This is a genomic window from Streptomyces cavernicola (assembly GCF_029968035.1).
In the GTDB taxonomy this organism is placed as follows: Bacteria; Actinomycetota; Actinomycetes; order Streptomycetales; family Streptomycetaceae; genus Streptomyces; species Streptomyces cavernicola.
On sequence record NZ_JASCIQ010000013.1, the window covers coordinates 111,412 to 136,342 of the forward strand.

Annotated in this window: 26 protein-coding genes and 1 tRNA gene; 14 read left to right on the forward strand and 13 right to left on the reverse strand. The window is 71.6% G+C overall.

The window, feature by feature from the left end; translation table 11 throughout:
* Nucleotides 1-148: 148 nt before the first annotated feature.
* From dapE to QIS96_RS14625, 3 genes are all read right to left on the reverse strand, one after another.
* Complete coding sequence (gene dapE / locus QIS96_RS14615; protein ID WP_282542985.1) at nt 149-1,234, reverse strand: succinyl-diaminopimelate desuccinylase; 1,086 nt, start codon at nt 1,232-1,234, stop codon at nt 149-151.
* Nucleotides 1,231-2,736 (reverse strand): APC family permease, encoded by a 1,506-nt coding sequence (locus QIS96_RS14620; RefSeq protein ID WP_282542986.1) that lies wholly within the window; start codon nt 2,734-2,736, stop codon nt 1,231-1,233. Before QIS96_RS14620 ends, dapE begins: the two co-directional genes overlap by 4 nt.
* A 146-nt stretch (nt 2,737-2,882) precedes the next feature.
* Nucleotides 2,883-3,572 carry a Clp protease N-terminal domain-containing protein gene (locus QIS96_RS14625; RefSeq protein ID WP_282542987.1) on the reverse strand — a complete coding sequence of 230 codons (690 nt, stop codon included), beginning with the start codon at nt 3,570-3,572 and terminating at the stop codon, nt 2,883-2,885.
* A gap of 69 nt (nt 3,573-3,641) precedes the next feature.
* Between QIS96_RS14625 and QIS96_RS14630 the strand changes: the two genes are divergently transcribed.
* A complete protein-coding gene (locus QIS96_RS14630) occupies nt 3,642-4,718 on the forward strand; it encodes a DUF6183 family protein (RefSeq protein ID WP_282542988.1) in 1,077 nt (358 codons plus the stop codon).
* Nucleotides 4,719-4,905: 187 nt separating this feature from the next.
* On the opposite strand, the gene QIS96_RS14635 is transcribed toward QIS96_RS14630, so the two are convergent.
* Nucleotides 4,906-5,448: a DUF6368 family protein gene (locus QIS96_RS14635; protein ID WP_282542989.1), complete on the reverse strand. Its 543-nt coding sequence runs from the start codon at nt 5,446-5,448 to the stop codon at nt 4,906-4,908.
* A gap of 39 nt (nt 5,449-5,487) precedes the next feature.
* Complete coding sequence (locus QIS96_RS14640) at nt 5,488-6,015, reverse strand: hypothetical protein (RefSeq protein ID WP_282542990.1); 528 nt, start codon at nt 6,013-6,015, stop codon at nt 5,488-5,490.
* 68 nt (nt 6,016-6,083) lie between these two features.
* Between QIS96_RS14640 and QIS96_RS14645 the strand changes: the two genes are divergently transcribed.
* Together QIS96_RS14645 and QIS96_RS14650 are read left to right on the forward strand one after the other, a co-directional pair.
* Nucleotides 6,084-6,157: transfer RNA gene (locus QIS96_RS14645), tRNA-Ala, on the forward strand.
* Between the two features lie 84 nt (nt 6,158-6,241).
* Nucleotides 6,242-7,288, forward strand: a complete 1,047-nt coding sequence (locus tag QIS96_RS14650) for a LacI family DNA-binding transcriptional regulator (RefSeq protein WP_282542991.1) — start codon at nt 6,242-6,244, stop codon at nt 7,286-7,288.
* Between the two features lie 23 nt (nt 7,289-7,311).
* On the opposite strand, the gene QIS96_RS14655 is transcribed toward QIS96_RS14650, so the two are convergent.
* The 5 genes from QIS96_RS14655 to QIS96_RS14675 form a co-directional block, all read right to left on the reverse strand.
* Nucleotides 7,312-8,022 carry a sulfite exporter TauE/SafE family protein gene (locus QIS96_RS14655; RefSeq protein ID WP_282542992.1) on the reverse strand — a complete coding sequence of 237 codons (711 nt, stop codon included), beginning with the start codon at nt 8,020-8,022 and terminating at the stop codon, nt 7,312-7,314.
* A complete protein-coding gene (locus QIS96_RS14660) occupies nt 8,019-9,461 on the reverse strand; it encodes an amidohydrolase family protein (protein ID WP_282542993.1) in 1,443 nt (480 codons plus the stop codon). Before QIS96_RS14660 ends, QIS96_RS14655 begins: the two co-directional genes overlap by 4 nt.
* Nucleotides 9,458-10,948, reverse strand: coding sequence for a uracil-xanthine permease family protein (locus QIS96_RS14665; RefSeq protein ID WP_282542994.1), 1,491 nt, complete (start codon nt 10,946-10,948; stop codon nt 9,458-9,460). Before QIS96_RS14665 ends, QIS96_RS14660 begins: the two co-directional genes overlap by 4 nt.
* A gap of 165 nt (nt 10,949-11,113) precedes the next feature.
* The gene (locus QIS96_RS14670) at nt 11,114-11,521 is read right to left on the reverse strand and encodes an SMI1/KNR4 family protein (RefSeq protein WP_282542995.1); all 408 of its coding nucleotides are present in this window, start codon (nt 11,519-11,521) and stop codon (nt 11,114-11,116) included.
* A 114-nt stretch (nt 11,522-11,635) separates the two neighbouring features.
* Complete coding sequence (locus QIS96_RS14675) at nt 11,636-12,046, reverse strand: VOC family protein (RefSeq protein ID WP_282542996.1); 411 nt, start codon at nt 12,044-12,046, stop codon at nt 11,636-11,638.
* Between the two features lie 270 nt (nt 12,047-12,316).
* Between QIS96_RS14675 and QIS96_RS14680 the strand changes: the two genes are divergently transcribed.
* The 4 genes from QIS96_RS14680 to QIS96_RS14695 all read left to right on the forward strand — a co-directional run bounded on the left by QIS96_RS14680 (nt 12,317) and on the right by QIS96_RS14695 (nt 15,117).
* The gene (locus QIS96_RS14680) at nt 12,317-12,874 is read left to right on the forward strand and encodes a DUF1062 domain-containing protein (RefSeq protein WP_282542997.1); all 558 of its coding nucleotides are present in this window, start codon (nt 12,317-12,319) and stop codon (nt 12,872-12,874) included.
* A 162-nt stretch (nt 12,875-13,036) separates the two neighbouring features.
* Nucleotides 13,037-13,714 carry a GntR family transcriptional regulator gene (locus QIS96_RS14685; RefSeq protein ID WP_282542998.1) on the forward strand — a complete coding sequence of 226 codons (678 nt, stop codon included), beginning with the start codon at nt 13,037-13,039 and terminating at the stop codon, nt 13,712-13,714.
* 88 nt (nt 13,715-13,802) lie between these two features.
* Complete coding sequence (locus QIS96_RS14690; protein WP_282542999.1) at nt 13,803-14,429, forward strand: dihydrofolate reductase family protein; 627 nt, start codon at nt 13,803-13,805, stop codon at nt 14,427-14,429.
* A gap of 208 nt (nt 14,430-14,637) precedes the next feature.
* Nucleotides 14,638-15,117 (forward strand): hypothetical protein, encoded by a 480-nt coding sequence (locus QIS96_RS14695; RefSeq protein WP_282543049.1) that lies wholly within the window; start codon nt 14,638-14,640, stop codon nt 15,115-15,117.
* A 155-nt stretch (nt 15,118-15,272) separates the two neighbouring features.
* On the opposite strand, the gene QIS96_RS14700 is transcribed toward QIS96_RS14695, so the two are convergent.
* The gene (locus tag QIS96_RS14700; protein WP_282543000.1) at nt 15,273-16,019 is read right to left on the reverse strand and encodes a class I SAM-dependent methyltransferase; all 747 of its coding nucleotides are present in this window, start codon (nt 16,017-16,019) and stop codon (nt 15,273-15,275) included.
* Between the two features lie 216 nt (nt 16,020-16,235).
* On the opposite strand from QIS96_RS14700, the gene QIS96_RS14705 reads away from it, so the two are divergent.
* Complete coding sequence (locus QIS96_RS14705; RefSeq protein WP_282543001.1) at nt 16,236-16,829, forward strand: SUKH-4 family immunity protein; 594 nt, start codon at nt 16,236-16,238, stop codon at nt 16,827-16,829.
* 87 nt (nt 16,830-16,916) lie between these two features.
* Here QIS96_RS14705 and QIS96_RS14710 read toward each other — a convergent pair whose 3' ends face one another.
* Together QIS96_RS14710 and QIS96_RS14715 are read right to left on the reverse strand one after the other, a co-directional pair.
* On the reverse strand, nt 16,917-17,681 hold the full coding sequence (locus tag QIS96_RS14710; protein ID WP_282543002.1) for an SDR family oxidoreductase: 765 nt from the start codon (nt 17,679-17,681) through the stop codon (nt 16,917-16,919).
* Nucleotides 17,678-18,331 (reverse strand): TetR/AcrR family transcriptional regulator, encoded by a 654-nt coding sequence (locus QIS96_RS14715; protein WP_282543003.1) that lies wholly within the window; start codon nt 18,329-18,331, stop codon nt 17,678-17,680. The genes QIS96_RS14710 and QIS96_RS14715 overlap by 4 nt, the downstream gene beginning before the upstream one ends.
* 173 nt (nt 18,332-18,504) lie before the next feature.
* Here QIS96_RS14715 and QIS96_RS14720 point away from each other — a divergent pair, with 173 nt between their 5' ends.
* The 6 genes from QIS96_RS14720 to QIS96_RS14745 all read left to right on the forward strand — a co-directional run bounded on the left by QIS96_RS14720 (nt 18,505) and on the right by QIS96_RS14745 (nt 24,930).
* On the forward strand, nt 18,505-19,782 hold the full coding sequence (locus QIS96_RS14720) for an ABC transporter substrate-binding protein (RefSeq protein WP_282543004.1): 1,278 nt from the start codon (nt 18,505-18,507) through the stop codon (nt 19,780-19,782).
* A gap of 252 nt (nt 19,783-20,034) precedes the next feature.
* The gene (locus tag QIS96_RS14725; protein WP_282543005.1) at nt 20,035-20,610 is read left to right on the forward strand and encodes a dihydrofolate reductase family protein; all 576 of its coding nucleotides are present in this window, start codon (nt 20,035-20,037) and stop codon (nt 20,608-20,610) included.
* A gap of 88 nt (nt 20,611-20,698) precedes the next feature.
* Entirely contained in the window at nt 20,699-21,127 is a 429-nt protein-coding gene (locus tag QIS96_RS14730; protein ID WP_282543006.1) for an SUKH-3 domain-containing protein, read from the forward strand.
* Between the two features lie 284 nt (nt 21,128-21,411).
* Nucleotides 21,412-23,073: an AMP-binding protein gene (locus QIS96_RS14735; RefSeq protein WP_282543007.1), complete on the forward strand. Its 1,662-nt coding sequence runs from the start codon at nt 21,412-21,414 to the stop codon at nt 23,071-23,073.
* A gap of 141 nt (nt 23,074-23,214) precedes the next feature.
* Nucleotides 23,215-23,736, forward strand: a complete 522-nt coding sequence (locus tag QIS96_RS14740) for a hypothetical protein (RefSeq protein ID WP_282543008.1) — start codon at nt 23,215-23,217, stop codon at nt 23,734-23,736.
* Nucleotides 23,737-23,874: 138 nt separating this feature from the next.
* Nucleotides 23,875-24,930 carry an energy-coupling factor ABC transporter permease gene (locus tag QIS96_RS14745; RefSeq protein ID WP_282543009.1) on the forward strand — a complete coding sequence of 352 codons (1,056 nt, stop codon included), beginning with the start codon at nt 23,875-23,877 and terminating at the stop codon, nt 24,928-24,930.
* Nucleotide 24,931: the final 1 nt, after the last annotated feature.

Consider the following 24,931-nt stretch of genomic DNA (forward strand, 5'->3'; position numbering starts at 1 on the left):
AACGAGAAGCGCCGCAGCCACGCGGCGGCAGCCGCATATCAGGCACAGTCGGGAAGGGGCGGGGAGGGGAACTGCGCGCGACCAGCCACCACGGCGCAGCAGCCGAAAGACGGCCGGGGGCTGGGGCACAGCCCCAGTTGGGCAAGGTTCAGGAGGTCAGCCAGGACCTCAACGCCGCCCGCACCGCATGCAACTCACCCACCGGCACAAACTCGTCCGGCGTATGCGCAAGCGAAGGATCCCCGGGCCCGAAGTTCAGCGCCGGCACCCCCGCCGCCGCGAACCGCGCCACGTCCGTCCAGCCGAGCTTCGCCCGCGGCGCGCTGCCGAGCCGCGCCAGGAGCGACGCCGCCGCGGGCCGACCGAGCCCCGGCAACGCCCCGGCGACCGCCTCGGTCACCACCACCTCGTACTCCGGGAACAGCGCCCGCACCTGGGCCTCCGCCTCCTCGGGCGAACGGCTGGGCGCGAACCGCAGGTTGACGCTGACCACGCACTCGTCGGGTACGACATTGCTCGCCACACCCGACCGCACGGCCACGGCGCTCAGCGCCTCCCGGTACACGAGACCGTCGATGTGCACGTCCCGTACGGCGTGTTCGTCGAGGCGGCGAAGCACCTCCGCCGCGCGGTGGGCGGCGTTCACGCCCTGCCAGGCGCGTGCGGTGTGCGCCCGCCTGCCCCGTACGATCACGTCCGCGGTGAGGAAGCCCTGGCAGCCGCCCTCGACCAGACCGCCCGACGGTTCGAGGAGGATCGCCAGGTCGCCCGCGAGGAGTTCGGGCCGTTGGGCGGCGATCGTGCCGAGGCCGTTGCGTTCGGCGGCGGCCTCCTCGCACTCGTAGAACACGTATGTCACGTCCCGGGTCGGCGCGGTGACGGTCACGGCGGTCTGCAGGGCCACGGCGACGCCGCCCTTCATGTCGCAGGCACCGAGCCCGTACACCCGCTCGTCCACCAGGCGTGACGGCAGGTTGTCGCAGGCGGGGACGGTGTCCAGGTGTCCGGCGAGCACGACCCGCTCGGCGCGGCCGAGGTCGGTGCGGGCGACGACGGAGTGCCCGATCCGCTCGACCCGCAGATGCGGCGCGGCCCGCAGCGCACGCTCCACGGCGTCGGCGAGCGCGGCCTCGTCGCCGCTCTCCGAGGGCACGTCGACGAGCGCGCGGGTCAACTCGACCAGATCGGCAGCGGGTTGGAGCACGGTCTGCTCCGCGGTGGCGGCGTCCCTCATGCGCCCGCCTCCACGTCCGCGGTGGACGCCTCGGACTCCTTGGACGCCTTGGCAGCCTCGTCCGCGTGCCCGTCCGTGGCCGGACCGTCCCGCAGCGCGGAGTGGCGGCGGCCGAAGCACAGGTAGAGGGCCGCGGCGAGCAGTAGCCAGCAGCCGAACAGGGTCCAGGTCACGCCGGGCAGCAGCCAGGCGAGGTACAGGCAGGACACCGCGGCGAGCACCGGCACCACCGGGTACAGCGGCACCCGGTACGAACGCGGCGCGTCCGGCGCGATCCGCCGCAGCACCATCACCGCGGCCGCGACCGCCACGAACGCGATCAGGGTGCCCATGCTCGTCAGGTCGGCCAGGTACTGCAGCGGCACGAACGCCGCCAGGCCGCCGACCAGGACGCCCACGACCCAGGTGTTGTGCACGGGCGTGTGCCGCTTGCGGTCGACCCGGTGGAACACCTGCGGGACCAGGCCGTCCCGCGCCATCGAGAACACGATGCGGGTCTGCCCGTACAGCGAGACGAGCACGACGCTGAAGATGGAGACCACGACGCCCGCCGAGAGCACGAGCGCCGGCCAGCCCGCGCCCGTCACGTCCCGCAGGATCTGCGCGAGGATGGCCTCGCCGGCCTCCGCCTGCTCGCCGAACCGGCCGGCCGGCTGCGCGCCGAGCGCGGCGAGCGACACGAGGATGTAGAGCGCGGTGACCGCGCCGAGCGTCAGCATCAGGGCGAGCGGGATGGTGCGCCGCGGATTGCGCACCTCCTCGCTGGCGGTGGCCACCGTGTCGAAGCCGATGTACGTGAAGAACACTCCGGAGGCGGCGAGGCCCACGCCCGCCATGCCGTGCGGGGCGAAGTCCGCGAAGTTGCCGCTGTCGAAGGCGGTGAACGCGATGGCGGCGAAGAAGATCAGCACACCGACCTTCACGGCCACCATCACCGCGTTGACGGCCGCCGACTCGCGCGTGCCGCGGGCGAGGAGCAGCGAGCACAGCAGCACCACGACGAGCGCCGGCACGTTCACCAGGCCGCCCGCGCCCGGGGGTTGGCTGATCGCGTCCGGCAGCGTGAAGCCGAACAGCGTGCCGGTGACCTCGTTCAGGTACTGCCCCCAGCTCACCGCCACCGTCGACGCGGCCACGCCGTACTCCAGGACGAGACACCAGGCGACGAGGTACGCGGCCCCCTCACCGAGGGAGGCGTACGCGTACGAGTACGTGCTGCCCGCGACCGGCACCGCCCCGGCCAGCTCGACGTAGCAGAGCGCGCCGAGCCCCGCGACGACGGCCGCGAGCACGAACGACAGGATCACGGCGGGACCGGCCTTCGGCACGCCGGTGCCGAGGACGAAGAAGATGCCGGTGCCGATGACGGAGCTGATCCCGATGAGCGTCAACTGGCCGAGGCCCATGGTGCGTTGAAGCCCGCCGGCCTCCTCGGCGTCGACCTCCTCGATCATCGCGTCCAGCGGTTTACGACGGCACAGCTGGCTGGCCCATCGGCCCATGGCTCCTCCTGGAGATCCCCTCGCATCCCCGACTGTCACCAGGGATGCGGGGGATCTTCCGGGAACGCCGGGGGGCCGGACAACGGTGGATCCGCACAATCGGAGCGCCCGTCATTGGCCGATACGACAGTGTGCCGGGCGGGGGATCAGGAAGCGGCCTCGACCGAGGGCGCCTCGAACCCGGCATCGGCCAGCACAGCCGCGGCGATCCCGCGCCCGACCTGAGCCAGCCCGACCAACAGCTCGGCACAGCCGATGAGTTCGCCCCCGTTCTCCCCCGCACGCGCCTCGGCGAGAGCGATGGCCTTACGGGAGTACGGAGTCCAGGCGATCCGCTCGGCGGCCTGCGAGGCCCCCATGCTCAGCCGCGCCCCGACGGCCCGGTGCACGGACTCGGGGGAGACGTTGGCGGCCGCCAACTGCCGGGTCGCGCTGTTCTCCTGAGCGGTGAGCCCCCACAGCAGGTGCTCGGTCCCGATGTAGTTGTTGCGATGCTGCACGGCCGCCCGCTTCACGTGGGCCATCGCCTCGCGCAGGTCCTCCGTCATGGCCTCGGGGCTGTACCGCTTGTGCGGCGCGTGGAACCGCTGCTGCGCGGCCTGCCGGGTCACCCCGAGGGCGGCCCCGATGTCGGTCCACGAGTTGCCGTGCATACGACAGTGCTCGACATAGTCCTCCACCAAGTCGTCCGACAGCGCCTGCAGTTGCCCGGACAGCTGGGCGGCGACGCCGAGCAGCGCCAACCAGTCGGGCTGCTCCTGCCCACCCGGCCGATGCGCACTGTCGCAACGCCGGTCGACTTCCGCGATGAGATCGTCCAGATCTGGAAGCGTCATGAGGCAAGTACGCCTTGACAGTTGGGGATTGTCAAGGGTGGCTTGCGTATTGGGGCGTAGGGTTTCCGCATGACCGGAGTTCCGAACGACGCCACTCTCAAGGTGTACGCGGCAACCGCGCCCGAACGGCTCCACGAGCTGGCCCTGTCCGCGGACAGCCGTGACGCCGTGCGACTGGCCCTCACGCTGGCCCGCCAGGAGTCGCAGGACGCCACCGACTGGGCCGTGCGCCTGGCCGAGGATCTGGCGGCCGATCAGGACCCGGACACCTGGCGGGACCTGGTCCGTCAGCTCGCCTGGCAACTGGTCCAACGCCCGAGTTCGGTCGCACTGAAGCGGCAGTTCGAGGAGCTGACCCCCACCGCCCTGGACGACCCGGCGACCGAGGTGCGGGCCTGCCTGCTGCACGAGATGGCCCTGCGCTGGGGAATCAGCGACGACTCCTGCCGTGCGTACGGGGAACGCCTGGGGCGACTCCAACACCCCTTGGCCTGGCTGCCGTTGCAGACCTTGGCCTTTGAGCACCGCATGCGTCAGAGTGCTTGGAATGACGGCGGGCTGGTGGGCTCGGAAAGCCCCGAGACTCTTCGGGCCGGATATCCGGAACCGCCACCCACCCTCAGCGGCGCCAGGACGGGGCGGGCGGCTCGGCGTGTACCGGACGATGAACGTACGACCGCCGCGATGACCGGGTTCGCTCAACTAGGGGCCGAAGCCGCGTTCTACACCCTGGCCGGCCCTCTCGACCCTGCCGACTTCAACGCTGCACTGCTCTCGGCCCTCGACGCGGAATGTCTCGACGGCGTGACGCCCCAGACGCTCACGGCCGTGCACACCACGGCGGATGACGTCGCCGAGGACCTGTTCACCGCCGCCTTCGGAGGCGGCATGTGGGAACAGGGCCGATGGGGCGCGTACGCGCGACTGGCCACGTGGCGCAGCCTGTACGCACTCATGGATCTCGACCCGGACGTTTCCCACTACGAGGCCGTGCGCATCGCAGCCGACCACCGCTGGCTTCGGTTCGCCGTCCACCGGGAGGCGGACAACGACTGGTTCTTCGGCGACCTCTCGGACACGGCGTTCGCCGTCCTCGACCCCACCCGCACACGCATCGCCGTCATCGCGGCCACGGACACCGACTGAGGTGAACTGCGGTGGCTTGACGCGCCGTTCGGCCGACGAGAGACCTGGGAGTGTGCCCGCTTCCGCACAGCGCGATCCGTAGGGCACCGGCCTCGTGGACGCGTAAGCGGTGGCCCGCCGCGTCCCCCTCGCCGACCACCTGCCACCGCCGCAGCGCTCGGTCCTCGACGCCTGCCTCACCCCGCGGCTACTGCAGAAACCGCAAGCCGGGTGACCGGGTCAACTCCCGGAGGAATCGCGCTGAGCCGAACACGACGGGACACGGTCCGCTCCGCACGGCGACGACGCCCACCAGCCCGGCCGCGCCCGAGATCTGCTCCTCCCGCAGCTCCACACCGGCGACACCACCCACCACGTCCATGACCGCCGCGGTCAGCAGGGCCGTGACCACGTGATCGACGGGACTGCCGCACAGCGCGACGACCTGGACGGCGTGGGTCGGCGTGAAGCCGATGAGGCCCTCAAGGTCCGAATCCTCGGCGTGCTCGGCCTCGAACACCGCCTCGTCGCCGATGCCCGGCCCCATGAACGAGACCACGACGGGCCGAGGCGAGCGCCTGTCCTCGAACTGTTCGGAACCCAGGCTCACGGCGTCGACATGGGCATCGAACTGCCCGTACCCCGTCTCCCGGCACCGCGCCGCACAACGAACCAGCAACTCGCGCACGCGCTGCACCGACGCCGGGGAGGCTCCCTCCACCAACTCGATCACCACCACAGGCCCACTCACGCTGGGAGGATAGCGTCGGCCTCTGCAGCCGATTCGGCCTCAACTCGGCTCAAGCTCCCCGCAGTTCCACCGGCGAGGCAGCTCCGCGTCGCAGAAGACGCAGACGAAATCCCCCTCACGCACGACGTTCAACTGCCCGCAGGACGGGCAGCGCCGGAACACCACCTCGTGGGTGAAACCGGACGGGCGCTCAAGGCCGATGGCGTCCACGGCGGCCGCCACAGCGGGCCACGAGCTCACATCGGGGCAGTAGCCGGTCGACTGATTGCTGACCTCGCTCACCTGCCATCGCCCCGCCGCCACGCGGAAACTCATCTCGCCCGCGCTCAGGACCGCCCCACCGCCCGCGCACACCACGTGCTCGCTCCTGCGCGGCGCAAGGCGCAGCACACCGGTCTCGTCGACGACGTACGTGAACGGCTCGGCGAGTTCGTCGCGCGTCAGCCCCGAGACCCACCCCTCGAAATCCGCCGCAGAGCGCAGCCCGCAACCTTCGCCTCCCGGCCGGACCAGGCCCCGCAACTCGGCCGGCCCGACATACCCGTACCTTCGCCACCGAACGCTCACCCCGCCCAACCTAGCCCCGGGCGGCCGAAGTTGGCGTGCAAGGCCTCAGGTACGATCCCCGAAGGGACGGGGCCCGTAGCGCAGTGGTTGTCGCGCCAACACCGCATGTGGGAGGACGCCGGTTCGAATCCGGTCGGCCCCGTCCCGTCTCTGTTCGCTTCGGTTCACTCGCATCGGCGAAGATGGTCGTGTCCAGCCGTTCCGCCAGCGAGGAGCACGCGCGCAGATGGCCAGTTCCGCCTCCACTCCGAGGCCGCCGACGATCGCCGATGTCGCGCGCGTCGCCGGCGTCTCGCGTACGACGGTCTCGCATGCGCTCAACGGGCTCGGCAAGGTCGACCCGCGGACCCGGGAGCGGATCAAGCAGGTCGCCGCCGACCTCGGGTACCGGCCCAACCTGCGGGCCCAGCGGCTGCGGCGCGGGCAGGCCAAGGCCATCGCGCTCGCCTCGTCCATGCCGTTCGCCGTCGCGGGCGGGCCCTCGCGGCTCGGGTTCTACATGGAGGTCGCGGCCGCCGCAGCGGAGAGCGCCCTGCTGCACGACTACGCGCTCGTGCTCGTGCCGCCCGTGCAGTCCGGCTCCGCGCTGTACTCGGTGGACATCGACGGCGCCATCGTCGTCGAGCCCGACGTCCAGGACGCCGCCGCCGCGCAGCTCCGCGAGCGCGGCCTGCCGTACGTCGCACTCGGCAGGCCGGTCGCGCCCGACGAGGACGCCCCGTACGTCGACCTGCACGGCGGGCTCGTCGCTGAGCTGCTCCTGGACCACCTGCACGAACAGGGCGCGGCGCACCCGGCGTTGATCGTCGGCGCGGGCTCCCGGCACTCGGCCGTCGACGCGCTCGCCGCGTACGAGCGCAGCGCCGCCGAGCACGGCTGGGAGCCGATCGTCGCCAAGGTCCCGGAGTCCGGCGGCGAGCAGGCCGGGTACGAGCAGTGCGCCGCGCTGCTCGCCGAGCACCCCGAGACCGACGCGGTCTGCGCCCTCGTCGACGCCTTCGCCGTCGGCGCCGTCCGCGCGATCAAGGACAGCGGACGCACCGTGCCCGACGACGTCATGGTCGTCACCCGCTACGACGGCCTGCGCGCCCGCACCTGCGAACCGCCCCTGACCGCCGTCGACCTGCACCTCGACCAGGTCGCGGCCGACGCCGTCGAGCTGCTCCTCGGACGGCTCCGCGGCGACGCCGACACCCCGCCCATGGCCGCCGCCCCGCAACCCCGGCTGATCGCCAGGGCGTCGTCGGTACGCGGCACACCCCGGACGACCTGACCCGGTTCCCCCCCCGGGGGGGCTCAGACCCCCACCATCAACACCACCCCCGACACCAGCGCGAAGACAAGGACGAACAGCCGCATCCTGCGCGCGTCAAGGCGGTGATGGATCAGGCGGCTCAACCACGCGCCCACCGCGATCGCAGGCAGCAGCAGCAGCGACGCGCCGAGTTCCGCCGTCTGGGCCTTGCCCGTCGCGAACAGCAGGACCAGGGAAGCGACCTCGCCGACCAGGAAGCACGCGGCTACCGTCGACCGCAGCTCCGCCGGCGGCCGGTGCTGGTACACCAGGGCCAGCGGCGGACCGCCCACCCCGGTCGCCGTCTCCGTCAGCCCGGTGACCGCACCCGCACCGACGTACGCGCCCTTGCCGGGCTTGAACGCGGGCGCGGCCAGGCTCACCACGGCCGCGAGAACCGTCGCCACCCCCACGAACAGGCCGAGACTGCGCTCCGGGATCAGCCAGAGCAGCGCGAGACCCGCCGGGGTCGCGGCGAGCCGGGCCCCGGTGATCCAACCCGCGCCGCGCAGGTCGAGCGAGGCCCGCTCCCGCCACGCGACGTACAGGTTGAGCGGAATCATCGAGGCGAGCACGAAGACCGGGACCAGGCCGGGGTCGACGATCCCGGCCACGGGCGCCACGATCAGCGCGAACCCGAGCCCGCTGCTGCCCTGCACGAACGCGGCGACCGCCACCGTGACGGCGAGCACCGCAAGAGTCACCACAGTCACCGCGCCGAACCCCGCTCTCGTACGCGGGCGGCCCCCCGCGCACGGACCGCCTCCCGCGCGGCCATGGACGTCGGGTGCACCCGCGTGATCCCCGCCCGGTCCACCGCCGACCGCGCAAGCTCGGCGGCCTGCCGCACCAGGGCCGGACCGTCCCAGTCCGTGGGCCGACCGTGCCACATCCGCAGCCGGCCGTCGACGAACACCGCGGTGATCTGGTCCCGGTTGCCGCGCCGCACCAGCTCCCACGGCAGGTCCCAGGAGAACGCCAACTCCGGCGTCTCCACGTCGACGAGCAGGAAGTCCGCCGCAAGACCCGCCGCGACCGTGCCCGTACGCGCACCGAGGCCGACGGCGTCCGCGCCGCCCCGGCTCGCCTGCTCCAGCCACGTCCACCCGGCGCCGCACGAGGAGTCGCCGGTGGTCAGGCCGTACGCGAGCCGCTGCGCGAACTCGGCGGCCTCCGCGAGCCGGAAGCCGTCGCCGCGCGTGCCGTCCGTGCCGAGGCCGAAGCGGATGCCCCGCTCGGCCATGGCGGTGGCGGGCGCGACGGCGTTGCCCTTCCAGGCGCTGGCGACCGGGTTGTAGCTGATCGCCGTGCCGGTGTCGGCGAGCAGCGTCAGCTCGCGCGGCGTGAGCAACGTGGCGTGCGCACCCAGGAGTTGAGGCCCGAGCGCACCGAGCCCGTGCAGATACTCCAGGGGCCGCACCCCGTGCCGTACGAGCGAACGCTCCACCCCGGCCAGATGCTCGTTGACATGGATCTGCACGACGGCCCCGGCCTCCGCGGCCAGCCGCGCCGTGCCCCGCAGCGTCGCCTCGGTGGCGGCCTCCGGGATGGAGACGGCCAGGGAGGCGTGCACCAGCGGGTCGTCGGCGTAGCGCGCGAGATGCTTCTCGGCGGCGGCCAGCGCCGTCGCACTCGACCCCTCGGGCGCGTCCGCGTCGTTGCAGACCAGGCCGAGGACGCAGCGGACACCCGCGTCCCGCGCGGCCGAGGCGACCACCTCGACGTCCACATCGGCCCGCGTACCGGCGTCCGCGACGGTCGTGAACCCGCCGCGCAAAGCCTCGTACGCCGCCAACTTGGCCGCCACGTAAGCCGATTCCTCGTCCAGGGCGCCCTCCAACGGCACCCACACCCGGCGGAAGATCTCCGAGGGCTCCCCGAAGGCGAGCGCGGAGCCGAAGGACTGCGTGAGGTGATGGTGCGCGTCCACGAACCCCGGCATCAACAGCTGCCCGGGAAGCCGTACGGCCTGGAGCTCAGGGTGCGCACGCTCCAACTCCTCGGCGGGGCCCACGACTTGGAACCTGCCGTCGTCGACCAGGACCGCGAGGCCGTCCACGGGACCTTCGGGCAGCAGCACCGCGCCGGGGACGAGGAGGAGCGGGCCGGGGGCGGACAGGAGTGTGCGGTCGGGTCGTTCGGACGTGTTCATCGGTCGCTTTCTGTGCGTACGGCGCCGGTGGCCGGCGCGCTGTTGCTCAGGCGGGCGGCGATGCCCGGCCTGACGTGGTGGAAGAGGACGTTGAGGACGGCCGCGGTGAACGCGCCGACGGCGACGCCGCTCTCGAGCAGGATGCGGACGTTCGGCGGGAAACCCCCGTACACGCCGGGCACGAGGATCGGCAGCAGGCCGAGGGCGAGCGCGACGGCGCAGATGAACGTGGACGTGTGCTTGTCCAGGTCGCTGCGGCCGAGCATCTGGATGCCGAGCACCGTGATCACGGCGAACACGACCATGGCGGTGCCGCCGACGACCGCCGAGGGGATCACGCTGATCGCGCGCGTCACGGGCGCGAGGAAGCCGATGACGATCAGCACCACCCCGGCCGCGGCCGTGACGAAGCGGCTGCGCACGCCCGTGACCCGGACGATGCCGATGTTCTCGCCGCTGGTGACGATCAGCGGCAGGCCGAAGAAACCGCCGAAGAGGGAGGTCAGCGCGTCGCCGCGGACGGTCTTCGGCACATCGGTCCGCTTGTCGATCTCCTTGCCGACGGCCTCGGCGTTGATCACGGTCTGCCCCGTCGCCTCGGCCATCGACGCCAGGCTGTAGAGCATCAGCGGCAGCGCGGCGACCAGGTTGAACTGCGGAGAGCCGAACGGCATCAGCTGCGGCAGGTTCACCAGACCGCCCCCGGCCGCCTGCCCGAAGTCGATCGCACCGGTCGCGGCAGCAAGGGCCGTACCCGCCAACAGGCCCAGCATCACGGCGAGTTGGCGCAGGACGCCGGTGAAGAGCAGATAGAAGACGACGGTGAAGCCGATCGTCGCCATGCCGAGCCCCAGGTTGCCCGGATCGGCGAAACCGGGAGTGCCCGGACGCCCGGTGACGAGGACCGCGCCCACCTTCACCAGATTCACGCCGACGATCACGATCATCGTGCCGATGACCAGGGCCGGGAAGAACCTCAGCAACCGCGAGAACACCGGAAGGACGACGAAGCAGAACAACGCCGTGAGCACGACCGCGCCGGTCGCCGTGGGCAGCCCGTGCTGCTCGGCGATCGCGAGGAACAGGATCAGCGGCGCCCCGCCCGGCAGCATCACGAACGGCAGCCGGGGCCCGAACTTCCAGGGCCCCAGGGACTGGATCAGCGACCCGACGCCGGACAGCACGAAGGCCGCCGAGAGCAGGTCGACGGTGAGCCCGGCGTCCAGCCTGAGCGTCGCGCTCATCAGGAAGATCGCCGAGATGGGCGTGGCCGCCATGACGAGCACGTGCTGCACCCCGAAGAGCAGGATCCGCCCGAGGGGGCGCCGCTCGTCGACGGGATGCGGGGCGGTGGGGGCTGTGGTGGCGCCGGTGGCGGTGGCCGACGGGGGATCGGCCTGCGCGGTGGCGGTAACGGTGTTGGCGGTGGCTTCGGTGGGGGCGGACGGTTGGGCGGGTCCTGGCCCGCTCTGGCGGGGACTGAACACGTTCGGGCTCCGTTCGGGATACGGCACGCTCGGGTTCTTTCAGCCGCGATCCGGCCCTGGGACGGAGAGCCAAATCGATTTGGCCAAATCGATTTGGCTGACAGTATGGGGGAGCGGGGTGGGGGAGAGTCAAGGGGAGGTGGGGTGGTTCCGGCTGGGGGGCGTTCAGGGGGAGGCGGTGCGGGAGAGGTGGTCCCGCAGGTCCCGGGCGACCCAGCGGCGGCTGTCGTCCTCGTGCTCCCACACGAAGACGTCGGGCCGGGCGGGCGTACGCACGAACGCGAACTGGTCACCGCCCCCGTCGTCACCGAAGAAGAGCAGCGGCGTGAACGGCATGTAGAGCTCGGCGAGGGAGCGGTCCGACCAGAAGTGCAGATTGTCCGCCACGATCCGGCTCAGCGGCCAGACGAGGTCCTCCCCGTACGGCCCCTCGATGCCGTCGCTCTCGCGCAACAGGGCGACGAGCTGGCCGGGGAGCGGCCCCCCGAGCCGCCGCTCGGCCTCGGCGGGGTCGGCCGGGGGGACGGGTGCGCGGAACTGGACCTGCGCTAGGCCTGCTGCTGGTCGCCACATGGGGTGAGCGTATGACTTGGCTGGAGGGTGTCCTGGCCCCTCGGAACCCGGACGCCGCCCTTCGGCTCCCGGAACCCGGACGCCGCCCCTAGGCGCAGCCCAACTCGGGGCCGTTCAAGGGAAGTTGATCGCTACAAGTTCCACTTCGAAGCCGTCCTCGTTCTCCAGGTAGGCGGCGTAGTGCTTGCCGCCGCCCGCGTACGGGTGGCGTTCAGGGAAGAGGAGGCGCCAGCCGTGTCGGTGGGCGTCGCGGCTCAGCTGCTCGACCGTTGCGGGGTCTTCGACGTGGAAGGCCAGGTGGTTGAGGCCGGGGCGGCGGCGGTCGTGTGTTTCGGCGGTGAGTGCCGTGGACTCCTCGATGACCAGGTAGGTCGGCCCGAGCTGCCAGCTGCGACCATCGGCCCAGCTCTGGGAGAGGGAGTGGCCGAGCGCCTCCAGGAGCCAGCCGAGGGAGTCGATCGCGCGTCGCAGGTCGGGCACCCACAGTTCGATGTGGTGCAGCGTGCCGTGTGCGGGTCGGTTCATGCAGGTGCCCTCCTGGCCGGGGTTCGAGGTTTCGGTCCACTGCGCGCCGACGGCGAAGGTACGCCGGAGGGCTCCACGAGGGGGAGGGGGTGAAAACCGGTGGAGCGGCGCTGCGCAGCCCAACTAGCCTTTGCCGGAACCGAGTTGTCCAGGTGAGGGCGTGCCGTTGAACACCCTGTGAGACCTCCCGAGCGCTGATCTGTCGCGCGTCGCGCATGTGCGCCGCGCTCCTTTCTGCTGCGGATTTCTCACTGGAACCGGTGTACTCCTGTGCTCAACACCTGGGTCGTCATGCCCACCCGCCTGCCGCTCGTCCGCCGACGCTGCCACGCCTGCGCGTCCGAACGCTTCCGCGCGAACGGCAAGTTCCGCGTCAACGCCAACCACAAGCGCATCGACGCCTGGCTCCTCGCGCTCTGCACCGCCTGCGGGGCCACGGCGAAGCTCACGCTCCTGGAGCGGATGAACATACGCTCCGTACGCTCCGTACGCCCCGACCTCCTCGACCGGATGCACGCCAACGACCCTGCCCTGGCAGCCGAGTTGCTCCAGGATCCGGCCGTACGGCGGCGCAACCGCATCGCCCTCGACTGGGACGGCGCCTGGCGGCTCGACACCGGAGGTTCGGAGCGCCTGGACGGAGAGGGCGCGGACGTCTCGGTGCGGTTCGCGGCGCGGATCCCGCTTCGGCCGGTGCGGCTGATCGCCGAAGGGTGCCGGCTCTCACGGGCGGAGGTCGAGCGGCTGCTCGCGGAGGGCGCACTCGTCTCGCCGGTCCGGCTGAGCGGCAGAACCTCCAGTGACTTCAGGTTCACGCTGAAGCCCTGAGCCCTGAGCCCTGAGCCCTGAGCCCCGAGCCCCGACCCGCCCCCGACTTCGGCCCTCAGCCCGGCCCCGTACAGCCGAGGCCCCCGGCCCCGTACGGCCGAGGCCCTGCCGTATGCATCATGGGGCATGATGTATATAACGCGGAGCCGCTCGGAGGTGCCCATGGCTCGAGTCCCGGAATCACAGCGCGTGCGGGACGCGCTGGAGAACGCCGTCGTCGACGGACGCTACCGCCCCGGCGAGCGGCTCGACCCGGTCGAGCTGGAGCGGGAGTTCGGCTGTTCGCGCACGCCGGTGCGGGAGGCGCTCCAGGCCCTGCAGCGCTCCGGGCTCGTCCAGATCCGCCCCAAGCAGGGCACGTACGTGACCGAGCTGAGCGTCGCCGAACTGGCGGAGCGCTTCGAGGTGATGGCCGAGCTGGAGGGGATGGCGGCGCGGCTCTCCGCGCGCCGCATCGAGCGTCGGACCCTCGACGAGCTGGAGGAGGCCCTCGTCGAGTGCGAGACGCACGCGCGGGCCGGCGACGCGGACCGCTACTACTACGCCAACGCCCGCTTCCACGACCTCGTCTACGGTGCGTGCGGCAACGAGTACCTGCGGCAGCAGGCGCACGCGCTCCAGCGGGCCCTGCAGCCCTACCGGCGGCTGCAGCTGCGCGTGCCGGACCGGATGCGGCGCTCCCTCGCCGAGCATCGCGCCATCGCCGCGGCCATCACCGACGGCGACGGCGAGGCCGCCGAGAACGCCGCGCGCGACCATGTCCTCGTCCAGGTCAAGGAGTTCAGCAACCTCGTACGGGCCTGGAACCAGGTACGGGAGCCGGTCGAGCAGAGCGGTTGAGGTGCGGCGGCCCGGCCCGGCGAGGACAATGGGCTGCGGCGGCCGGTGACCAGCCGGGACGCGGTCGGGGCGCAGTCGGGGTGATGTCATGCGGGCACGCACAGCCACGGTGAAGTGCAACGTCAACCTCACGATCACCGTCGACGGCTACTCGGCCGGGACCGACCAGACCGAGGACCGCCCCTTCGGGCACGACGGCGGCGACGGCACGGGCGACCGGCTGCACGCCTGGATGTTCGACACCCCGGAAGAGAACCGCGCCGAGATCGAGGAGCTCGCCGCCCCCTCGGCGTTCATCATGGGGCGCAACATGTTCGGGCCGGTCCGCGGCGACTGGGACCGGCCGTGGAACGGCTGGTGGGGCGACGATCCGCCGTTCCACGGACCGGTGTTCGTCCTCACCCACCACGCGCGCGAACCGCAGCCCATGCGGGGCGGTACCACGTACCACTTCGTCACCGACGGAATCGAGTCGGCCCTGGCGCAGGCCCGTGAGGCGGCCGAAGGCGGCGACGTCGGCGTCCTCGGCGGCGCGACCACCGCCAACCAGTACCTCGCCGCAGGCCTCGTCGACGAACTGCGCCTGCACATCGTGCCGTTCACGCTCGGCGCCGGCACGCGGCTGTTCGACGGCGTCCCGCCGCTCAGGCTTGAACAGCTCACGTCCAGGGCGGCGACCGGCGTCACCCACGTCACGTACCGCGTCCTGCCTTGACCGGTTGTCGCCGGAACCCGCGCCCGCGGCCGGTGAATCCGGCTCATTCGCCGGACCGTCGTCGGTGCGGCGGCCTACCGTGAGCACACGTCGCGTCTTCCACGCCTACCGCGGTTCCCCGAGGAGGAATGCTGTGCCCTCGTCCTCTCCGTCGCCCTCTCCCTGTGACCCGAAGACCGCCCCCGCGGGCGACGTGGGCACGGCGCTGATGCTGATCGACTCCCGGCTCAAACAGATCCACGGCGGCCGGACCGAGCCCGACGCCGAACAGCAGGTCCTCACCGAGCAGTTCGCCGCATCCATCGGCCGCGGCGGAGTCGACGACCTCCTCGACGGGGCCTGCACGCTCATCTACATGTACATGCAGTGGCTGAGCAGGGTCTACGAGGAGCACGACGAGGACGTCATCGAGGCCGTGGTGCCCAACATCGTGGCCGGCATGCGGATGATGCCGAGGAGCGTCCGCCCCGAGGCCATCCCCACCATGGCCGGCCTGCTCGTCGCCGCAGGCACGGGCCTGAGCCCGAGCCTGTGGCGCAAGCAGTACGGGTACTGGACCAAGGAGGAGATGAACCCCCTCGAAGCGACGGCGTTCCTGCTCGCCGAGCACATCAACCGCATCACCGAGGACCCCGACTTCGCCACCCGCCTGATCGGCGCTGCGCTGACCGGAGCGGAGGAGGGCTGACGCCCGACGCCCACGCAGGTGGGCCCGACAGGGCGGGGCCAGGCCGGGCAGTCAACGTCAGGCCCGACAGGGCTCGGTCAGCCCCGACAGGGCTCGGTCAGCCCCGACAGGGCTCGGTCAGCCGGGCAGTCAACGCCAGGCCCGGCAGGGATACGTCAGGCCCGGCAGCGGAACATCTCCAGCGGCGGGTTGGCGAGCAGCTCGGCCCAGAACTCCTCGCCGTACTCGCGGATTCCCGCCTCGGAGATCTGCAGCGGAACCCACTCCACCGCACCGAACCCGGCCGCCTTCAGGCACTGCTCGTACACGTCCCGGCGCGGCGTCGCCACCTCGATGGTGATCGGCTCCGGGTCGAGAAGCGCCGTGACCCGGGACCGAATCCCCGTCTCGACCACCTCGCCGGTCGCCTCGCAGCGGAAGCCGTACTTGTCCAGGGGCGTCGAGTCGAAGCGGTAGTCGGGCTTCTGCGCGAGGACGAAGAACTCGCCGCCCGGCACCAGGCTCCGGTGGATGTTGCGGCACATCCGCTCCATCTCCGCGATGTCCGCGGCATAGTTGAGGCACTGCACGCCGAGCGCGACATCGAACTGCCGCTCCAGCGGCCGAAGTTCGGACACGTTGCCGACCTCGTACCGCACACCGAGCGGCTCGCGCTCCTCGATGCCGCGAGCGGCGGCGATCATCTCGACGGAGATGTCCACGCCGAACACGTCCGCGGCGCCGCGCCGCTTGAACTCCCTGCTGTAGAAGCCGGTGCCGCAGGCCAGGTCGAGCACCGACCTGCCGCTGACGTCCCCCACCATGCCCAGGAAGCTCGGCACCTCCCCGTAACGCATCAGCGGCAGGGACTTGAACCCCTCGAATGCCTCACCGATCTTGTCGTACTGATGCTGCACGCTCACGTACTGCCCCTCTGCGGTCGGTCCTGTGGTGCGGTGCGCCCGAGTCTGCTTCGCCGAGGTCCGGAGGCTGTACTGGCAGATGACACAAATAAGTTGAGGGGTCTGCCTCGTATCACCCAGCCAGCGTTTTCGGGCGAGCGTCCGTCGCCGGACCGGCGTTGTCAGTGCCATGCGCTTGACTGGCACTGAGCGCACACACCTACGCAGGGGGACGCAGTGGAGACGGACAACGGCGGTACGACCGTGCCGGAGACGCCGGACGCCGCATGGCTGGAGGAGCGGTTCGGCGAGGGCTCGCTCTGGCGACCTCAAGAGGCCGATCTGCCGGCCGAGTTGACGGACCGGAAGTCCCGGGAGTTCCTGCTCACGGTCGGCTTTCCCGCGGTCCGGCTCGACGTGGTGGGGATCGACACGACAAGCCTCAGGGACGAGGGCGCCCTGGAGCCGTTCGACGCCGACGAGCTCTACGGCAATCGCCGCCCTGACGACGACACCCCGCCCGAGAACTTCAGCTTCTTCCTGGCCGCCCGCTCCGACCAGCACCTGATGCTCGACGATCACGGCGGCATCACCCACTACGACCCCAACGGCTGGGACCACGCGAGAGGTTGGAAGGGCCCTGCCGCCGCCTCGCTCCCGTCCCTCGCGGCGCTCCTCGGCCTGATAGCGGAGTCGGCCGACTCCCTGGACCGCTCGACGGAAGAAGGCCGACGGAGCGCCGCGATCGCCGACTTGCAGGAACGCATGATCGCGCACGACGTGGACGTGGACTCCGATTTCTGGAACGAGGTGTTCGAGCATCTGGAGTGACGTCGTGGGGTGACGCCTTGGGGGTGTCGGCAACCGACGAGAGCCCGGCCTCCCTGAAGGAGACCGGGCTCCGGGCGGGGCGCGGAACTACTGGCCCATCACGTACTTCACGGTCGGGCCGGTCGTCCAGCCGCCGTCGACCGCCAGCTCGGCGCCCGTGACGTACGACGACGCGTCCGAAAGGAGGTACACCACCGCGTCCGCGATCTCCGGGGCCTCGCCGACCCGGCCCATCGGGGTGTTCGGGTAGTTGCCCTCGCCCTGCTGGATGCCGACCTGTGCGGTCATCGGGGTGTAAGTCATGCCCGGGTGGACCGAGTTGACCCGGATCCGCGAGGTGCCCAGCTCGACCGCGCCGATCTTGCTGAGGCCGCGGACGGCCCACTTCGACGCACCGTACGAGGAGGTCATGGCGAGACCCATCAGGCCCGCCGCCGAGGAGATGTTGACGATGGAGCCGCCGCCGCTCTCCTTCATGCCGGGGATCACGGTCTTCATGCCGATGAAGACACCGGTCAGGTTGATGTCGATGACCTGGCGGAAGTGCTCCACCGTCTCGCTCTCGAGCGGCTGACCGGTCGAGATCCCCGCGTTGTTCACCAGGCCGTCGATCCGGCCGAACTCGGCCACGGCGTACTCGGCGGCCCGCTGCCAGTCGTCCTCCGACGTCACGTCGAGGCGGACGAAGCGGGCCCGGTCGCCCAGCTCCTTCACGAGCTCCTGGCCGTCGGCCTCCAGGAGGTCGGCGACGACCACATTGGCGCCGCCGGCGACGGCCTTGCGGGCCACCTCGGCACCGATGCCGCGGGCGCCGCCGGTGATGACCACCGTCTTGTTGCTGAGATCGCTCATGAGGAGCTCCAAGGAAATTCACGGAGGGATTCGAAACTACGGGCCGCGAGGGCGCCGGGGCCCTGCCGGCCGTCGGCCGGTTCGTCGGTGGCGGCCCAGCACTCGACGGACACCCGGATCGCCGTACTGGCCACGGCGGCCGCGAGACGCAGCCCCCGCGAGGGCGGCTCCCCCTCGGCGCGAGACACCCCGGAGCGCTCGGCGAGCACATCGAGGAGAGCCGTCTCCGCGGCGAAGCACGCGTCGTTCCACACGGAACGGAGCGCGGGAGCGTCCTCAGCCATCCGCAGCAAGGCGCGCACCCACTCCAGGGACTCGGCGTTCGCGACGCTCTCGGCGTGACTCCCGGCGGCCGGGTCGAGCGCGTCGTCGGCCGCCTTGATCAGCACGTCGGCGACGGACAGACCGTCCGGCGCCGCACGCACGGCGGCGACCCAGCGCTGCGTCCCCGCGGCGAAGAGCGGGGCGACGGACTCCTCTTTCGTGGCGAAGTAGCGGAAGAACGTACGCGGGGAGACGCCCGCCTCGCGGGCGATGTCCTCGGCGCGCGTCGCGCGCAGTCCGTGCTCCACGAAGAGCGCGGCCGCGGTGTGGGCGATGTCCCTACGCGTGGCGGCCTTGCGCCGCTCGGTCAGTGAGCTCCCGGGCATGTATGCATGGTATGCCCGTGTGGCACAATCTGCCACCGACGTGTTCCGGGGCGGCGCGCAGCAGCGGCGAGCGCCTCCGTAGGCCCGAGTTGCCTCCGTACGCCCATGACGCCTCCGTAGGACGAGACGCCTCCGTGGGCCCCGGTGACTCCAGCGATCCAGGTGAACGAACGATGGGACGGCAAGACCAAGTGCGGCGACGGCGTTTCCTCCACCAGACGGCCTCCCTCGCCTCGGGAGCGGCACTAGGCCTCGCCGGCTGCGGCGCCGGCGAGACCAGGACACCCCTGCGCTTGATGGTGGCCAGCTATGACAAGAGCGTCGGCGCCTCCATCGGCGACCAGTGGGCCGGCGTCGTCAAGGCCTTCGAGAAGAAGCACCCGAGCATCCAGGTCACCGTCGAGCATGTGCCGTTCGAGAAGCTGGACGCGACTCTCGCCCGCCGGGTCAGGGACGGCAAGGCCCCCGACATCGCGCAGTCCAACCTCTTCGCGAGCTACGCGGCGAACGACCTCCTGTACGCCGCGTCGGACATCTTCGACATCGCCACCGAGTCCGACTTCACGCTGTCCCTCGCACAGGCCGGCAAGGTCCACCGCGTCCAGTACGGCATCCCCCTGATGGCGAGCACCCCGCGCCTCTTCTACAACACGGCCCTCTTCGAGAAGGCCGGCGTCGACAGCCCGCCCCGCACCTGGGCCGAGCTGCGCGCCGCGGCTCAGGCCCTGCAGAGCAGCGGCGTCCCGACCCCGTACGGGCTGCAGTTCGGCCCCGAGGCCGCCGAGGACGAGCTCTACTCCTGGCTCCTGGCGGGCGAGGGCGACTACACGACGTCCAGCGGCTACGACTTCTACTCCGACCCGAACGTCGCGACCCTGACCTGGCTCCGGGACGAGCTGGTCGGTCCGGGCCTCGCGGGCGCGGACCCGGCGAAGCTGAGCCGCACGGCCGCCTACGAGCAGTTCCTCGGCGGGCGCATCGGCATGATGCTCGCCCACCCGGTGCTCATGGACGCGGCCGACGGCCTGAAGGTCCCGTACGCCCACGCCGCCTTCCCCGCCCGGCGCGGCGGCGCGGCCGTGCCCGTCGGCATCAACGACTGGCTGCTCGCCTTCCGGCAGAACGGCCGCCGCGCGGCCTGCGCCGCCTTCCTCGGCTTCGTCTACGGCAAGGAGTCCGAGGCCAGTTACGGCGGCGGGGGCGCGGCCGCGCTCCCGGTCACCGAGACCGGTGCCGAGGCCGTGGCCGCGAAGGGCGACCGCCTCAACAAGTTCATCGGCCAGCTGCCGCGCGCACGGTTCCAGCCGACGTCCATGCGGTCCTGGTCCACGGTCCGCCGCGAGATACGCACGGAGATCGGCCGCGCGGTGCGCCGCGACGGAGACCCGGACGCGATCCTGCGCTCCCTCCAGGCCGGCGCCACCCGCAGCGAGGCCCAGGCCAGGTCCTGAGCGGGCGGGGGCGCTCCCGGCACGCATACGTACGGCGAGGACGGGACGCGCTTCGACTGATATACGCGGGACCTCAGGGGGTACGCGGGGGCAGGCGGGACCAGAGCGGCTCGTCCCTCCCGGTGACCCGCGCAGGCAGCCGTCGACCGGCGGAGCGATGAGTTCGAGGCGCGCACCGGGTCTAAAGGTGTGACGCGACGCACCGCACGCCGATCGCCCCCACGCCGATCGCCCGCACCCGAGGAGAGCGCCATGACCGCCACCTACACCTTCGACGTGTTCTCCAGCCTCGACGGCTACGGAGCCGCAGGCGGCGACTGGACCGGCTACTGGGGCAAACAGGGCCCCGAGCTGCTCGAACACCGCCTCTCGCTGTACGACGAGGAGCAGCGCATGGTCCTCGGGGCCAACACGTACCGCCTCTTCGCGCAGATGCTGGCCGAGAGCACCGAGGACTCCGACGTACGCGACCCCTGGGTCACGCGGATGCGGAACCTGCCGGCGACGGTGGTGTCGTCGACGCTGCAGGGCCCCCTCGACTGGCCGGACGCGACCGTCGAGAGCGGGGACGCCCTGGACGTCGTCGCGCGGCTCAAGAAGGAGTCCGACGTGCCGCTGCGCTCGCACGGCAGCCTGTCGATGAACCGTGCGCTGATGGGCTCAGGCCTGGTCGACCGCCTGCAGGTGACCCTGTTCCCCGTCATCACGGGCCGGACCGGTCTCGACCCGATCTTCGCGGGCGCGGCCGACTTCGACCTGGAACTGATCGAGCAGCGGACCCTCGACGGAAACATCCAGGAACTCATCTATCTGCCCAGGCTCCACTGACCCGCCGACGGAACGCGGGGACCGAACGGACTGAACTGCGTGGGGCATCAGCGGGCCTTGAGGTCGCCCCGTGTCACCCTGCGCGGATGTGGTCGCCGGCCAACGGGGCGTGCTCGACCTGCACTTCGAGACGCTCCTGCCGGTGCAGGATACGGACCAGCAGCTCCTGATCTTCCGCGCGGCCAACGACGAGATGCACGCCGCCGCCGATGCATTCCTCCAGGAATTCGGTGGGTTGACCGTGAACATCGCCGGCCCCGGAGTCGACCGCGCCCGCGAACCCTTCGCTCTCGACCCGGAGTTGGCGCTGGGGGAGGGCGACCGGTTCGCGGAGTGGGGTGACCTGCTCGGCAGGCGGCTCTTCCCGGTCGGCGAGCTCGACCACGGCCGGTACTTCCTCGGCGTCGACGAACGCCGTGAGCTCTACCTCGTGGAGACCTGGCTCGCCGGGTTCGGCTCCCTGCCCGAGGCTCTGGACAACCTCATCCTCGGCGTGGCGCCCCACAGGATCGGGTGACGGGGCCGACGCCATCAGGCCCGTTCCCCGCGGGAGTTGGAGGGCCGGGGGCCCGGTGTCCGCCCCGAGGGAAGTGCAGGTCAAAGGCAGGGAACGCAGAGGAAAAGACGAGGTCAAGCGTGTGGGCTTGGCTTGTTCTGAGGTGTGGGCGGGTGCAGCGGAGCGTTAGCCTGGGTAATTAGTCGCCTTGGGCAATTAATGCACCGGGCGACCACTGACCGACCGAGCACCACCCATCGGCGCGCACAGGGACGAGCGCGCCGGTGATGTCAGGAGGACAGCTCATGCCCGCCGAGGCATCCGCAGCCATAACCACCCCCACTGTCACCCCCACCTCCACCATCCACACCCCCAGCCCCTCCGCTCCCTCAACTCCCCGGGAAAACCGGACGACTTCGGTCCAGGGGGACAGGGGCCCCTTCCGCACTCACATCGAAGACACCCTCGACGCGCTGCGCTCCGACCCGGACCGCGAGGTCCTGGTCCACGGCGACCAACGCCTGACGGCTGGTCAATTCCATTCCCTGGTACACCGCATGGCCCACGCGCTGGTCGCCAGAGGCGTGGCGCGCGGCACCACCGTCACCCTGCTCAGCGGCAACCTGCCCGAGACCGTCACCGCCCGCTACGCCGCCAACCTCGCGGGCTGCCGCGTCAACCACCTCTACAACAAGCTCTCCGCCGAGGTGCAGACGGCGATCGTCGAGGACGTCGAGACCCAGGTGCTGATCGTCGACCCGCGCTACGCCGACCGCGCCGCGGAGATCACCGCCGCCACCCCCGTACCGCACGTTCTCCTGCTGGGCGAGAGCAAGCGCGAGATCGGGGCCGACCTCCTCGCGCTCGCCGCCGCGCAGCCCGCCGAGCCGTTCACCGCCCGCGCCCGCCCCGACGACGTCTGCACCATCCGGCACACCGGCGGTACGACGGGCCACCCCAAGGGCATCGTCACCACCTTCGAACAGGCCGACCGGATGGCCCGGACGGCGAGCGCGGTCCGTCCGGCGGGGGAGGAGCAGGCGCGGCAGCTCGCGTGCACGACCCTCGCGCACGGCGCGGGCATGCTGGCCGACGTCGTCATCCGGGCGGGCGGCGCCGTCGTCCTGCACGACGACTTCGACGCGGGCGAGGTCCTCGCCGCCATCGAGCGCGAACGCATCACCCGCCTGTTCCTGCTGCCCCCGCTGCTCTACGAGCTCCTCGACCACCCGGACTCCGCGCACCGCGACCTCAGCAGCCTGCGCGGACTGACCTACGGCGGCTGCCAGGCCTCGCCCGCCCGGATCGCGGACGCCGTCCGCCGACTCGGGCCGGTGCTCGTGCAGTTCTACGGGCAGAATGAGGCCGGCGGGATCAGCGTCCTCGCCGCCGACGACCACGACCCGGACCGGCCCGAGCGGCTGCGCTCCGCGGGCAAGGTGCTGCCCGGCGTCGAGGTCGAGGTCCTCGACAGCGACGGCAAGGACCTGCCGTACGGCGAGCTCGGCGAGATCTGCGTACGCTCCGACGGCACCATGACCGGCTACTGGAAGCAGCCCGAACTCACCGCCGAAGTGCTGCGCGACGGCTGGCTGCACACCGGCGACATCGGCTTCCTCGACGCCGAGGGCTACCTCACCGTCGTCGACCGGCTCAAGGACATGATCGTGGTCGTCGGCGGACACGTGTACACCACCGAGCTGGAGGACCTGCTCAACTCCCACCCGAAGGTGCGGCAGAGCGCCGTCTTCGGCGTACGCGACGCCGACCGCATGGAACGGGTGCACGCCGCGGTCGTCCCCGTATCGGGCGTGGAGGTGGCGGCGGAGGAACTGCGCGCCGCCGTACGCGAACAGCGCGGCGCGATGTACGAGCCGGCGCACATCGCCTTCCTGGACGCCCTGCCCCTCACGGACGCGGGCAAGCCCGACAAGAAGCTGCTGCGGCAGCGCGCTGAACAGCCGTAACAACGGCGGGAGTTGGGGTGAGAGGCGGGCGGGGAGTGCCGGCGGCGGTCGCTGGACTCCCTGTTCGCCGGGCCGCGTACCCATGGCGCCTGAGTACCGGTACTCAGGCGGGACGCCCGGCGGGCCGCCTAGCTTCCCTCCATGCATACAGACCACGTCGCCCGCGGCCCGCAGGTCCGCGTCGGCATCACCGCGGTGGCCTCCGCACTGCCGGCGGCCGAGGTGTCCTCGTACGACCTCCAGGAACAGGTCACCGCGGCTGCCGGGCTCCGGCTGCCGGCCCGCATGCTGCAGCGGGCCACCGGCATCGACACCCGTCGCGTGGCGGGCCGTCGAGAACCTCACGGAGGCCTGCCTCGCGGCGGCCGACTGGGCGCCGGGGGCCTACAACATCGCCGACCCCACTCCGTACGACCGCGACGCGCGATCCGTACCGTCCTGCGGGCCCACGGCGTCCGCGCACGCATCCGCCACCTTCCGCTCCCCGCCGCGCGCACGGCGGGCCGCGCGGCGGAGACCCTGGCCCGGCTGCGCCCCCGCACCGAGCCGGTGCTCACCTGCTACGCGGTGGCCCAGCTGGCACACCCCGTCGTCCTGGACGTGACCAAGGCCGAGGCGCAGGGGTGGACGGCGGTGCGCGAACTCGCCGAGTACGCCCGCTGAGGCCGAGTACGCCCGCTAAATCCGTCGGCCCGCTCTTGCGAAGCACTTGCAACAAGGCACTATCATCGAGCGGCTGTCCCCCGAAGACGGCCGTCCCCGAGGGCGGCTGTCCCCGAAGGCCGAGAGCGGAGCCTCCCGATGCACGTACCCGACGGATTCATCAACGCCCCCGTCTCCGCGGTCACCGGAGTCGTCGCCGCCGGCGCCGTCGGGCTCTCGCTGCGCGGGGCGCGCAAGGAACTCGACGAGCGCACCGCGCCGCTCGCCGGCCTCGTCGCGGCCTTCGTCTTCGCCGTGCAGATGCTGAACTTCCCGGTCGCCGCGGGCACCAGCGGCCACCTGCTCGGGGGCGCGCTCGCGGCGATCCTCGTCGGCCCGTACACCGGGGTGCTCTGCATCTCCGTCGTGCTGCTGATGCAGGGCGTGCTCTTCGCCGACGGCGGCCTCACCGCCCTCGGCGTGAACATCACCAACATGGGCGTCGTCACCGTCGTCGTCGCCTACGCGCTCTTCCGCGGCCTGGTCAAGGTGCTGCCGAAGAAGCGCCGCTCCGTGACCGTCGCCTCCTTCGTCGCCGCGCTGGTCTCCGTGCCCGCGGCCGCCGCCGCCTTCACCGGCATGTACGCCCTCGGCGGCACCACGTACGTCCCGACCGGCACCGTCCTCACCGCAATGGTCGGCGTGCACACCCTCATCGGCCTCGGCGAGGCCGCCATCACCGCGGCCACCGTCGGCGCCGTCATCGCCGTCCGCCCCGACCTCGTGTACGGCGCGCGCGGCCTCACCGCACCGCTCAAGCTCCGCGTCGGCGGCGAGCTCGTGGACGCCGCCCCGGCCACGTCGCCCGGTCGTGCGCGCTCCCCGCGCAAGGTCTGGATCACCGGACTCGTCGCCTCCGTCGTCCTCGCGGGCTTCGTCAGCTTCTACGCCTCCGCGAGCCCCGACGGCCTGGAGAAGGTCGCCGCCGACCACGGCATGGACAAGAAGGCCGAGGAGCACGCCGCCGCGAACTCCCCGCTCGCCGACTACGGCGTCCAGGACATCGCCGACGGACGCCTCTCCGGCGGCCTCGCCGGAGTGATCGGCGTCGCCGCCACCGTCGCCGCCGGGACCGGGGTCTTCTGGGTGGTGCGGCGCCGCCGTACCGCCGATGCCGACGCGGCCGCGTCCGCGCGGGCCGAGGAGACGGTCTGAC

Excerpts from the sequence above, each read along its gene's own strand:
- dapE (WP_282542985.1), bottom strand. The coding sequence starts at position 1,234 with ATGAGGGACGCCGCCACCGCGGAGCAGACCGTGCTCCAACCCGCTGCC.
- QIS96_RS14620 (WP_282542986.1), bottom strand. The coding sequence starts at position 2,736 with ATGGGCCGATGGGCCAGCCAGCTGTGCCGTCGTAAACCGCTGGACGCG.
- QIS96_RS14625 (WP_282542987.1), bottom strand. The coding sequence starts at position 3,572 with ATGACGCTTCCAGATCTGGACGATCTCATCGCGGAAGTCGACCGGCGT.
- QIS96_RS14630 (WP_282542988.1), top strand. The coding sequence starts at position 3,642 with ATGACCGGAGTTCCGAACGACGCCACTCTCAAGGTGTACGCGGCAACC.
- QIS96_RS14650 (WP_282542991.1), top strand. The coding sequence starts at position 6,242 with ATGGCCAGTTCCGCCTCCACTCCGAGGCCGCCGACGATCGCCGATGTC.
- QIS96_RS14660 (WP_282542993.1), bottom strand. The coding sequence starts at position 9,461 with ATGAACACGTCCGAACGACCCGACCGCACACTCCTGTCCGCCCCCGGC.
- QIS96_RS14670 (WP_282542995.1), bottom strand. The coding sequence starts at position 11,521 with ATGTGGCGACCAGCAGCAGGCCTAGCGCAGGTCCAGTTCCGCGCACCC.
- QIS96_RS14675 (WP_282542996.1), bottom strand. The coding sequence starts at position 12,046 with ATGAACCGACCCGCACACGGCACGCTGCACCACATCGAACTGTGGGTG.
- QIS96_RS14685 (WP_282542998.1), top strand. The coding sequence starts at position 13,037 with ATGGCTCGAGTCCCGGAATCACAGCGCGTGCGGGACGCGCTGGAGAAC.
- QIS96_RS14690 (WP_282542999.1), top strand. The coding sequence starts at position 13,803 with ATGCGGGCACGCACAGCCACGGTGAAGTGCAACGTCAACCTCACGATC.
- QIS96_RS14695 (WP_282543049.1), top strand. The coding sequence starts at position 14,638 with ATGCTGATCGACTCCCGGCTCAAACAGATCCACGGCGGCCGGACCGAG.
- QIS96_RS14710 (WP_282543002.1), bottom strand. The coding sequence starts at position 17,681 with ATGAGCGATCTCAGCAACAAGACGGTGGTCATCACCGGCGGCGCCCGC.
- QIS96_RS14715 (WP_282543003.1), bottom strand. The coding sequence starts at position 18,331 with ATGCCCGGGAGCTCACTGACCGAGCGGCGCAAGGCCGCCACGCGTAGG.
- QIS96_RS14720 (WP_282543004.1), top strand. The coding sequence starts at position 18,505 with ATGGGACGGCAAGACCAAGTGCGGCGACGGCGTTTCCTCCACCAGACG.
- QIS96_RS14725 (WP_282543005.1), top strand. The coding sequence starts at position 20,035 with ATGACCGCCACCTACACCTTCGACGTGTTCTCCAGCCTCGACGGCTAC.
- QIS96_RS14735 (WP_282543007.1), top strand. The coding sequence starts at position 21,412 with ATGCCCGCCGAGGCATCCGCAGCCATAACCACCCCCACTGTCACCCCC.
- QIS96_RS14740 (WP_282543008.1), top strand. The coding sequence starts at position 23,215 with ATGCATACAGACCACGTCGCCCGCGGCCCGCAGGTCCGCGTCGGCATC.
- QIS96_RS14745 (WP_282543009.1), top strand. The coding sequence starts at position 23,875 with ATGCACGTACCCGACGGATTCATCAACGCCCCCGTCTCCGCGGTCACC.